We start from the raw sequence: 8,165 nt of genomic DNA, 5'->3' as shown, positions 1-8,165 counted from the left end.
GCATGTTGGTGAACTTCGAGACGTACGTCTCCAGCGGCACGCCGTACTGGAGGCCGACCGAGACGGCGATGGAGAAGGCGTCCATCATGCCCGCGAGGGTCGAGCCCTGCTTGGACATCTTCAGGAAGACCTCACCGAGACCGTCGTCCGGGTAGGAGTTGGCCGTCATGTAGCCCTCGGCGCCGCCGACGGTGAAGGACGTGGTGATGCCGGGACGTCCCTTCGGGAGGCGCTTGCGGACCGGGCGGTACTCGACGACCTTCTCGACCGCGGTCCGGATCGTCTCCTCGGTCTTCTCCGTGATCTCCGCCTTCTCCTTCTCCTTGGTCTTGGCGGAGAGGGGCTGGCCGACCTTGCAGTTGTCGCGGTAGATCGCGAGCGCCTTGACGCCGAGCTTCCAGGCCTCGAAGTAGATCTCCTCGACCTCCTCGACGGTCGCCGTCTCCGGCATGTTGACCGTCTTGGAGATGGCGCCGGAGATCCACGGCTGGATCGCGGCCATCATGCGGACGTGGCCCATCGGGGAGATGGCCCGCTCGCCCATGGCGCAGTCGAACACCTCGTAGTGCTCGGGCTTGAGGCCCGGGGCGTCGATCACGTTGCCGTTCTCGGCGATGTGGGCGACGATCGCCTCGATCTGCTCCTCGAGGTAGCCGAGGCGGCGCAGGGCCTGCGGCACGGTGCCGTTGACGATCTGCATCGAGCCGCCGCCGACGAGCTTCTTGAACTTGACCAGCGCCAGGTCGGGCTCGACACCGGTGGTGTCGCAGGACATCGCGAGACCGATGGTGCCGGTCGGGGCCAGCACGGACGCCTGCGAGTTACGGAAACCGTTCTTCTCGCCGAGGCGCAGGACGTCGCCCCAGGCCTCGCTGGCGGCGGCCCACACCGGGGTGTCCAGGTCGTCCATGCGGACGGCCTTGTCGTTGGCGTCGGAGTGCTGCTTCATGACGCGCTTGTGGGCGTCCGCGTTGCGGGCGTAGCCGTCGTACGGGCCGACCACCGAGGCGAGCTCGGCGGAGCGGCGGTAGGCCGTGCCGGTCATCAGGGAGGTGATGGCACCGGCGAGGGCGCGGCCGCCGTCGGAGTCGTAGGCGTGGCCGGTGGCCATCAGCAGGGCGCCGAGGTTGGCGTAGCCGATGCCGAGCTGGCGGAACGCGCGCGTGTTCTCGCCGATCTTCTGGGTCGGGAAGTCCGCGAAGCAGATCGAGATGTCCATCGCGGTGATGACCAGCTCGACGACCTTTTGGAAGCGCTCGGCCTCGAAGGACTGGTTGCCCTTGCCGTCGTCCTTGAGGAACTTCATCAGGTTCAGCGAGGCCAGGTTGCAGGACGTGTTGTCCAGGTGCATGTACTCGCTGCACGGGTTCGACGCGGTGATCCGGCCGGACTCGGGGCAGGTGTGCCAGGCGTTGATGGTGTCGTCGTACTGGATGCCGGGGTCGGCGCACGCCCAGGCGGCCTCCGCGATCTTGCGGAACAGCTGCTTGGCGTCGACCTCCTCGATGACCTCGCCGGTCATGCGGGCGCGCAGGCCGAACTGACCGCCCTCCTCGACCGCCTTCATGAACTCGTCGTTCACGCGGACCGAGTTGTTGGCGTTCTGGTACTGGACGGACGTGATGTCGTCGCCGCCCAGGTCCATGTCGAAGCCGGCGTCGCGCAGGACGCGGATCTTCTCCTCTTCCTTGACCTTGGTCTCGATGAAGTCCTCGATGTCCGGGTGGTCGACGTCGAGGACGACCATCTTGGCGGCACGGCGGGTGGCGCCACCGGACTTGATCGTTCCTGCGGAGGCGTCGGCGCCGCGCATGAAGGAGACCGGGCCGGAGGCGTTGCCGCCGGAGGACAGCAGCTCCTTGGAGGAGCGGATGCGCGAGAGGTTCAGGCCGGCGCCGGAGCCGCCCTTGAAGATCATGCCCTCTTCCTTGTACCAGTCGAGGATCGACTCCATGGAGTCGTCGACGGACAGGATGAAGCAGGCGGATACCTGCTGGGGCTGCTTGGTGCCGACGTTGAACCAGACCGGGCTGTTGAAGCTGAAGATCTGGTGCAGGAGGGCGTACGCCAGCTCGTGCTCGAAGATCTCGGCGTCGGCGGGCGAGGCGAAGTACTTGTGATCCTCACCGGCCTTCCGGTACGTCTTCACGATGCGGTCGATCAGCTGCCTGAGGCTGGTCTCGCGCTGCGGGGTGCCGACGGCACCGCGGAAGTACTTGCTGGTGACGATGTTGACCGCGTTCACCGACCAGAAGTCGGGGAACTCTACGCCGCGCTGCTCGAAGTTGACCGAGCCGTCGCGCCAGTTGGTCATGACGACGTCACGGCTCTCCCAGGCCACCTCGTCGTAGGGGTGAACCCCAGGGGTGGTGTGGATGCGTTCGATACGCAGGCCCTTGCTCGCCTTGGGGCTCTTGGCGCGGGAACTCCGTGCCGGACCGCTCGCCGTCTCTGTCATGCCGCCTCCCTGTACGGGCGAAAACGCCCTGAAGTGCCCCGTTGTTCCCGGTGCACGGTGTTCTGTCTGGTGCTGCGGGCACCCACTCACGTCGCCCGCAACAGGTCTTCACATCGCCGCCGTCCGGCCGGTCCGGAGCTGCCGTCCGGGTCCGGCCCGCCGGTCAGTCGGCGGCGCCTGCGGGCTCGGGGACCTGTGCCGTCCCTCCGGGCCCGCGGTCGTCTTCCTGGCTCCCCACACCCGTGTCCGCGCGGTCGCCGTCGTCCGCGTCGGGACGTCCCGCGCCCTCCCTGAGCTCCGCGATGGCCGCCTCGAAGTCCTCGAGCGAGTCGAAGGCCCGGTAGACGGAGGCGAAGCGCAGGTAGGCGACGAGATCGAGTTCCTGCAACGGGCCGAGTATGGCCAGCCCCACGTCGTGGGTGGTCAGCTCGGCGCTTCCGGTGGCCCGCACCGCCTCCTCGACCCGCTGCCCGAGCTGGGCGAGCGCGTCCTCGGTGACGGGCCGTCCCTGGCACGCCTTGCGCACCCCATTGATGATCTTCGTGCGACTGAAGGGTTCGGTGACGCCGGACCGCTTGACCACCATGAGCGAGCACGTCTCCACGGTCGTGAAACGACGGGAGCAGTCAGGACACTGGCGGCGCCTGCGGATCGACGTGCCGTCGTCGGTCGTACGACTGTCGACGACCCGGCTGTCGGGGTGCCTGCAGAAGGGACAGTGCATGATCTCCGAACCCTCCTCACAGCAGACTCAATAGCCTCGCCAGACGTCTCGCGCCCCACGAAGCAGCCCCCAGCATAGGCGATGACCATGGCCGCCAAGACCGGGGGGACCACAACTTGTGGGCTGCTGCTGCAATCCAACCACTAGATGTGGGGATTGGCTCATACATCGAGCCTGTACGCGCGTGTCGCGCGCGTAGTCGCAGGTGGTGCGAAGGCCAGTTCCACACGAGCCTCGTGGGTCACCACGGCACCGGCGCTCGCACCGCGGCACGCCCACCCGCCGCAACACGGGCCCCATCCATTCGCGCGCGGCCGTATCGCTACGGCACATGCGGAGATACGGTGGGCGCCGCGAGGAGGGGACGTGGGACTCCCGCACAGATGCGGGCTGCCCCCGAGGCAGGGGAATGCCGGATGGCAGACTGGGGCAACAGTCCACGAGGCGATCACCCCGGCGGTGAAGAGTACAGCAATGGGCCCTTTTGTCCGCCAGGTGGCCCGGCCGCCAATACACCCGGACACATGACCGCGTCCGGCAATTCGCGTTTTTTCACTCGAACGTGTGTTTGGCGCAACCTTTCGAAAGCAACTACCGTTGGCTAGCAGGGAGACCATCGAGAGGGGCCGACGTGACCACCACCGCAGACAGTGCCACCATCACTGCCCAGGACCGCTCCCAGAGCCGACCGGAGCCGGTACATGCGATGAACGAAGCCACGAACCCTGAGGGGCACAAGCGCTCCCTGCCGGGCCGACCTCCCGGCATCCGGGCGGACAGCTCGGGCCTCACCGACCGGCAGCGCCGCGTGATCGAGGTCATCAGGGACTCGGTGCAGCGCCGCGGCTACCCGCCGTCGATGCGGGAGATCGGCCAGGCCGTCGGCCTCTCCAGCACCTCCTCCGTCGCTCACCAGCTGATGGCGCTGGAGCGCAAGGGCTTCCTGCGCCGGGACCCGCACCGCCCGCGCGCCTACGAGGTGCGCGGTTCGGACCAGGCCGCCTCGGTGCAGCCCACGGACACGGCGGGCAAGCCGGCCGCGTCGTACGTCCCGCTGGTCGGCCGTATCGCCGCCGGCGGCCCGATCCTCGCCGAGGAGTCCGTCGAGGACGTCTTCCCCCTGCCCCGCCAGCTCGTCGGCGACGGTGAGCTGTTCGTCCTGAAGGTCGTCGGCGACTCGATGATCGAGGCCGCGATCTGCGACGGCGACTGGGTCACGGTCCGCCGCCAGCCGGTCGCCGAGAACGGCGACATCGTGGCCGCCATGCTCGACGGGGAGGCCACGGTCAAGCGCTTCAAGCGCGAGGACGGCCATGTCTGGCTCCTGCCGCACAACGCGGCCTACGAGCCCATCCCCGGCGACGACGCGACCATCCTCGGCAAGGTGGTGGCGGTACTGCGCCGCGTCTGACCGCGCGCACCACGTCGGGCGGGCCGGCAGGCCCACCCTCAGACCGGGCCCCGGAACCCCTGCGCCGGTTCCGGGGTCCTGCGCTGTCCGGGACCGGTCGGCGCACAGCTCGACGATTCACCCGGCCAGAGGTCGGCCCACGGCTCCTTGACCGCGGACCGATCCGGGTCATCCGGCTGCTTCCGTCTGTTTCGCCGCCGCGTCGATCGCCGCCAGCGACTTCCGCACCTGGTTGCGGTCCGTCGTGTACCAGAAGTCGGGCATCGACGCCTTCAGGTACCCGCCGTAGCGTGCCGTGGCCAGCCTCTGGTCGAGCACCGCGACCACGCCGCGGTCGCCCGAAGCCCGTACGAGACGGCCGGCTCCCTGCGCCATGAGGAGGGCGGCGTGCGTGGCGGCGACCGCCATGAAGCCATTGCCGCCGGCTTCCTCCACGGCCTTCTGGCGGGCGCTCATCAGGGGGTCGTCCGGGCGCGGGAACGGGATCTTGTCCATGACGACCAACTGGCAGCTGGGCCCGGGAACGTCCACGCCCTGCCACAGGGACAGCGTGCCGAAGAGACAGGTCCTGGGGTCGGCCGCGAAGTTCTTGATGAGCTCGCCGAGCGTCTCCTCGCCCTGGAGCAGGATCGGGAACTCGGGGATCCGTGAACGCAGCTCCTCGGCAGCCAGCTGGGCGCCCCTCATGGACGAGAACAGGCCCAGGGTGCGACCGCCGGCCGCCTGGATCAGCTCCGTGAGCTCGTCGAGCATGTCCGCGCGGTCGCCGTCCCGGGCGGGACGCGCGAGATGCTTGGCGACGTAGAGGATGCCCTGCTTGCGGTAGTCGAAGGGCGAGCCTACGTCGATGCCCTTCCACTGCGGGAGATCGTCGCCCTCGGTGCCCTCCGGGGCGAGGCCCAGGGAGGCTCCCACGCCGTTGAAGTCGCCACCGAGCTTCAGCGTCGCCGACGTCAGGACCACGGAACGGTCCGCGAAGAGCTTCTCCCGCAGCAGCCCCGAGACCGACATGGGTGCCACGCGCAGGGAGGCACCGAACCGGTCATGGCGCTCGTACCAGACCACGTCCCATTCGGAGCCGTTGGTGATCCGCTCCGCGACGTCGTGCACGTTCTCCACGGCGGCCAGGGCCTGCTTGCGTACCGCGTCCTCGTCCTGGACGGACTTGTCCCGGGTCGTACCGATCGCGGAGATGACGGTGCGGCACGCGTCGCGCAGCGCCATCAGCGCGTACCCCAGGTCCTCGGGAATCTCCTCCAGGCGGCCCGGCAGCGCCAGCTCCATGAGCCGCTCGAAACCCTCGGCAGCGGTCTGGAGCTGGTCTGCGGCCTTCTCGTTGACGAGCTTCGCGGCACGGCGCACCGCGCGGTTGACCTGGCCGGGGGTGAGTTCGCCGGTGGCGACGCCGGTGACCCTCGACACCAGTTCGTGCGCCTCGTCGACGATCAGCACCTCATGCTGCGGGAGGACCGGGGCGCCCTCGATGGCGTCGATGGCGAGCAGGGCGTGGTTGGTGACGACGACATCGGAGAGTTTGGCCCGCTCCCGGGCCATCTCGGCGAAGCACTCCGCCCCATAGGCGCACTTCGAGGCGCCCAGGCACTCCCTCGACGACACCGAAACCTGCGCCCAGGCGCGGTCGGAGATGCCGGGGGTGAGGTTGTCACGGTCGCCGGTCTCGGTCTCGTCGGCCCAGTCGCGGACCCGCAGCAGGTCCTGTCCCAGCTTGCTGGTGGGCGCGGCCGCCTCGAACTGGTCGAAGAGGCCGTCCTCCTCGTCCTGCGGGACGCCCTCGTGCAGGCGGTGCAGACAGAGGTAGTTCGACCGGCCCTTGAGCATGGCGAACTCCGGGCGGCGGCGCAGCAGCGGGTGCAGCGACTCGACCGTTCTCGGCAGGTCGCGCTCCACGAGCTGGCGCTGCAGGGCCAGGGTGGCGGTCGCGACGACCACGCGCTCCCCGTGTGCGAGCGCGGGCACCAGGTAGCCCAGCGATTTACCGGTGCCGGTGCCGGCCTGAACCAGCAGGTGGGAACCGTCGTCGATCGCTTCCGCGACGGCTTCGGCCATGGCCACCTGGCCGGGACGCTCCGTACCGCCGACGGCAGTGACGGCAGCGTGCAGGAGTTCGGGGAGTGAGGGCTTCGTCATAGCGCGACCACCCTACGACCCAGCACTGACAAACGGGTGATCAAGGCGAGGGCGGGGGGCGGGATCAAGGCCGTGGACTCCTCGGGGCGGGGTGAGGCGGATGGGCCGGGTATGGGAGCAGGGTGCCGGGGGTCGCTGGTGGGTGACTCCAGCGTGTGACAGGCCCGAGCAGTGCCAGAGGCACCAGCGGTGCCGCAGGCACCACCGGTACGGCTGGCACCACCGGTACGGCTGGCGCCACCGGTACGGCTGGCGCCACCGGTACGGCTGGCACCACCGGTGCCGCAGGCACCGGCGCGGCGGCAGGCACGAGCAGTGCGGCTCGGCGGGCGGCTCGGGAAGTTCCCGCGATCGGCGGGAACCGGGGCGAGGCACGGTGCGTTCAATGAGTGATGGCGCGGTGACACAGCGCTACAGCAGGTGCCGGACGGAGCGGTCTCGGACCATGAGAGCGGCCCGCTTGGTGGGCAGGTCGACCTCGGCGGAGAACCGGAAGCCGGCGGTCAGGAAAGCGGCGATGGAGGGGGTGTTGCGAATGTCGGGTTCCGCGATGACGCGCGCGCAGAAGGGGCGCCGCGCGAGAACGAGATCGGCCACGGCCCTGAGCAGCGTGCCGCCCAGACCACGCCCGCGGTCGGCAACGGCACCGACCAGGAGGTGGACGCCCGTGTCATGGGGCCGGACAGGGTAGTGGCGGGCCAGCGGGTCCAGGTCCGCCCGGTAGATCTCCCAGTAGCTCATCGGAGTTCCGTCCAGCACGCCGACGCACGGCACGCTGCGCCCGTCACCGGCGAGCTGGGCCCGCACGTGGTCCTCGGTCACACTCGGCGGTCCCGACAACTGCCAGAACTCAGCGGCAGCGGGATCGTTCATCCACCGGCTGATGAGCGGAAGGTCACGTTCGACGCGGACGGGGACGAGGTGGAACAGGCCCGCGGGTGTACCGGCCGGGCCCCATTCGGCCACGCCGTCGAGCAGGTCGTCGTACAGCATGCGGGAGCCGAACCGGGAGGTCGCGGTGAGGGGTGCGGGGGACGACGCCGGGTCCTGGTCGAAACTCGGCCCTGACCCCCTGGGCTCGGTCGTCTCCTCCGCGATCAGGGCGAGGAGTTCGCCCGGGAGCCGAAGATCCATGGTGTCCTCGGGGTCCTCGGGGTCCTCAGCGCTCTCGCCGGTCTCGGTGTCCTCGTCGGCCCTCGTGTCCTCGCCGGACCTGCCGTCGGCGGAGCCCGCACCTGGGTCCGTACTGCGACCTCCGTCGCCAGCGGTACCGGGCGCGGAACCGCGACCTGGGTCACCCCCCGCTGCGGGCTCACTGCCGACGTCGGCATCGGGTTCAGCGGGGAAAGCCGCTCCGGCGGAAACAGGGGTCGCCGTCGGGGCGGACGGGTCGGCAGAAGGCACCAAACGCTCCTCTCAGAAAG

At 69.4% G+C, this 8,165-nt stretch carries 5 protein-coding genes; 1 reads left to right on the top strand and 4 read right to left on the bottom strand.

What is annotated here, in order from left to right:
- A partial coding sequence (locus tag RIN80_RS14700) for a vitamin B12-dependent ribonucleotide reductase (RefSeq protein WP_309096027.1) occupies positions 1-2,458 on the bottom strand: 2,458 nt, incomplete at its 3' end.
- A 163-nt stretch (positions 2,459-2,621) separates the two neighbouring features.
- Positions 2,622-3,182 (bottom strand): transcriptional regulator NrdR, encoded by a 561-nt coding sequence (gene nrdR / locus RIN80_RS14695; RefSeq protein ID WP_309096026.1) that lies wholly within the window; start codon positions 3,180-3,182, stop codon positions 2,622-2,624.
- A gap of 631 nt (positions 3,183-3,813) precedes the next feature.
- Between nrdR and lexA the strand changes: the two genes are divergently transcribed.
- Positions 3,814-4,593 (top strand): transcriptional repressor LexA, encoded by a 780-nt coding sequence (gene lexA, locus RIN80_RS14690; RefSeq protein WP_309096025.1) that lies wholly within the window; start codon positions 3,814-3,816, stop codon positions 4,591-4,593.
- A 168-nt stretch (positions 4,594-4,761) separates the two neighbouring features.
- Here lexA and RIN80_RS14685 read toward each other — a convergent pair whose 3' ends face one another.
- Together RIN80_RS14685 and RIN80_RS14680 are read right to left on the bottom strand one after the other, a co-directional pair.
- Positions 4,762-6,741, bottom strand: a complete 1,980-nt coding sequence (locus RIN80_RS14685; protein ID WP_309096024.1) for an ATP-dependent DNA helicase — start codon at positions 6,739-6,741, stop codon at positions 4,762-4,764.
- A gap of 411 nt (positions 6,742-7,152) precedes the next feature.
- Entirely contained in the window at positions 7,153-8,145 is a 993-nt protein-coding gene (locus RIN80_RS14680) for a GNAT family N-acetyltransferase (RefSeq protein ID WP_309096023.1), read from the bottom strand.
- Between the last annotated feature and the right edge of the window lie 20 nt (positions 8,146-8,165).

The sequence above is a fragment of the Streptomyces sp. genome (genome assembly GCF_031181705.1).
In the GTDB taxonomy this organism is placed as follows: domain Bacteria; phylum Actinomycetota; class Actinomycetes; order Streptomycetales; family Streptomycetaceae; genus Streptomyces.
This window is presented reverse-complemented; position numbering and strand designations above follow the sequence as displayed.

What these genes read in the sequence shown, in the direction of transcription:
- nrdR (WP_309096026.1), bottom strand. Translation starts at nt 3,182, where the DNA reads ATGCACTGTCCCTTCTGCAGGCACCCCGACAGCCGGGTCGTCGACAGT.
- RIN80_RS14685 (WP_309096024.1), bottom strand. Translation starts at nt 6,741, where the DNA reads ATGACGAAGCCCTCACTCCCCGAACTCCTGCACGCTGCCGTCACTGCC.